Annotated in this window: 3 protein-coding genes and 1 pseudogene; 1 reads left to right on the forward strand and 3 read right to left on the reverse strand. The window is 42.0% G+C overall.

All coding sequences use genetic code 11. The annotated features are described in order from the left end of the window. The 3 genes and pseudogenes from IQ242_RS22760 to IQ242_RS22770 form a co-directional block, all read right to left on the reverse strand. Positions 1–304: pseudogene (locus IQ242_RS22760) on the reverse strand (hypothetical protein); the annotation flags it as partial. A gap of 181 nt (positions 305–485) precedes the next feature. Continuing rightward, the gene (gene holA, locus IQ242_RS22765) at positions 486–1,469 is read right to left on the reverse strand and encodes a DNA polymerase III subunit delta (protein WP_193961512.1); all 984 of its coding nucleotides are present in this window, start codon (positions 1,467–1,469) and stop codon (positions 486–488) included. Between the two features lie 171 nt (positions 1,470–1,640). Continuing rightward, on the reverse strand, positions 1,641–1,799 hold the full coding sequence (locus IQ242_RS22770) for a WD40 repeat domain-containing protein (RefSeq protein ID WP_228021167.1): 159 nt from the start codon (positions 1,797–1,799) through the stop codon (positions 1,641–1,643). Between the two features lie 198 nt (positions 1,800–1,997). On the opposite strand from IQ242_RS22770, the gene IQ242_RS22775 reads away from it, so the two are divergent. Then, a partial coding sequence (locus IQ242_RS22775; RefSeq protein WP_193961514.1) for a Ycf66 family protein occupies positions 1,998–2,326 on the forward strand: 329 nt, incomplete at its 3' end.

Raw genomic sequence — 2,326 nt, forward strand, 5'->3', positions numbered from 1 at the left:
GCCAGAGACTAATACCTAGTTTCTGCATTAATCGACCGCCATAACTGCCGCCTTCTCCCGAAAGAGTCAGTTTAGGTCGATAATTTGCTTCTAATTGCTCTAACATCGGCAAGGTCGGCATTTTTTGCAGACAGAACATTTCCTGCCATGCCATCCATTCCGTGGTTAGACTCTCGGTCCATTCACAGTCATGATGCACATATCCCCCGGGTAGGGGTGCTTTCGTCACCCAACGGGCGAAATTATTACTCGTGGCTAAACTAGCGATGGCTAAATTTAGACTAGGGATGGCATCATCGGTCATTGTGGTTCTTGAGAAGTCTATAGAATCTTATTCTAGAGGATTTCTGAACAGCAAGGAAGAGTATTAAGTAGCTGGTTATAATTAAATCAAAAATAGATTTTAGGTTCGATCCCCCCTGCCCCCCTTGATAAGGGGGGTGCCGATAGGCGGGGGGATCTGAAAGTTTTTAATACCTACCTACTTAAGTCACCAATAAACAACAAAGTTCGATAATTTTGGTTTGCAAAGTTGCCAAAGGTTCTGCACCCCGTTTGAGACGATATTCTAATTCGAGAAGTATGGGCAAGGTGGCGAGAAGTTGCTTAGAAGAAAAGGATTGTATCTCTTTGCGAATGAAATACAGTCGCTTGGGATTGACAATTTCGGCGGCGGCGGCGATATTTTTCTCGTCTTTTTCTCCTTCTTCAATTTTTAATTTTACTATTGCCCAAGTGCGAAATTGACCCCCTAGGGTGGCGGTGATAGCCAAGGGGTTCTCGTTGCGATTTAATAATTCATTGACTAATTCGAGGGCCTTGCCTGTCTCCCGTTTTAAAATAGCACTGGCTAACTGTAAGCTGCTTTGATTGCTGGCATTGACTAAGCTTAAAATGTCCTTTTTGTCAATAGTTCCCGCCGAATTATTTTTAAATAAACGCAGTTTTTCTAACTCCATCCACAGCAAGCGGCTGTTATTTCCCACTGATTCAGCTAAGAGTTCGATCGCATCGGGAGTTAATTTTACTCCCACTTCTTTGGCAATTTCCCTAACTCTTTGGGCAATGTCCTCGACTTTCCAAGGCGGAATTAGTTCAAATTCTTTAACCTCTGCCTGATTTTGGATAAACTTGCTCGATTTTAAGCGGGAGTCGGGTTTTTTGGCACTGGTTAATAACAGATAGGAATTTTCGGGTAAATTGGGCAAAGTGCGCTGTAATTCCTGGAAAATATCCTCGGAACATTGTTGACAAATAACCGTATCGGCTAACCAAACTAAACGATTTCCCATGCCGAAAACTGGAGTCATCGCTTGATTGAGGGCATCGATAATTGCCTCATTGCGATCACCATTAATTTTATCATAATTAAACTGTATCCAATTGGGATCAAGAAGTTTTGCTTGCAGATTTTTCACCGCTTGGTTAATAGCAAATTCATCTTCTCCCCAATAAAATATTGTCGGCATAAGTTTCTAATTATAGCAGTTAAGTAGGTAGGTGTTAAAAGTTGTCAGACACCCCTCTGATCAAGGGGGGACTAAGGGGGAATCGGCACCCCCATTATTAAGGGGGGCAGGGGGGATCAGAAGCGAAATTTATCTTCAATTTAATTATAACTACTTACTTATCTTGAGGTGTTACTCTTGCCCATTTTGCCAGATTTTTACAGTTTTGTCAGCACTACCAATAATTAAATATTTACCATCGGCACTAATTACTAAAGATAACAGTTTATCTGTGTGTTGATCAAGGGTTGCTAATTTTCCTTTGCTTGTTAAAGACCAAAACTTAATCATTTGATCCGAAAGCTTGTTTAATCTGATCAGCACAAGCAGCAGAGGATAAACCCAGAATTTCCTAATATTAACGCTGGCTATTCATAAACACAGGTAAAGACTATCTGACTCGATAATTTCCCAAATTAATCAAAAAATAGACTCGATCGACCCCAAATAACGCACAATAAAAAAGGAAATGTCAAAGGAGAATCGCAAATGTTGCCCTATATCCTAGCGGTCGTTGTGGGATTGAGTAGTCTGTACCTCCTCACCACCGCTTTTATCGCCCCCGATCGCCACCGTCAAGATGATTTTCTCTGGAGTGCGGTAGGATTATTCTATGCCCTTGTCCTCTGGTTGTGCGCGGGAAGGATTACAGGCGCTATCCTCCTCGGACAAGCTGCCGCGACCATATTATTTATTGCCTTCGCTTGGCAAACTCTCAAACTCAGACAAGCACTTTTTTATCCCGACAAACCGGTTAAATTATTTACTATTGTCGGTTGGTTAGGCAATCGTCTGGGGAAAGTTACTCCCTCTCAATC

This window comes from Microcystis sp. LEGE 08355 (assembly GCF_015207185.1).
GTDB lineage: Bacteria > Cyanobacteriota > Cyanobacteriia > Cyanobacteriales > Microcystaceae > Microcystis > Microcystis panniformis.

Coding starts and splice junctions, on each gene's coding strand:
- holA (WP_193961512.1), bottom strand. CDS start 1,469: ATGCCGACAATATTTTATTGGGGAGAAGATGAATTTGCTATTAACCAA.
- IQ242_RS22770 (WP_228021167.1), bottom strand. CDS start 1,799: ATGATTAAGTTTTGGTCTTTAACAAGCAAAGGAAAATTAGCAACCCTT.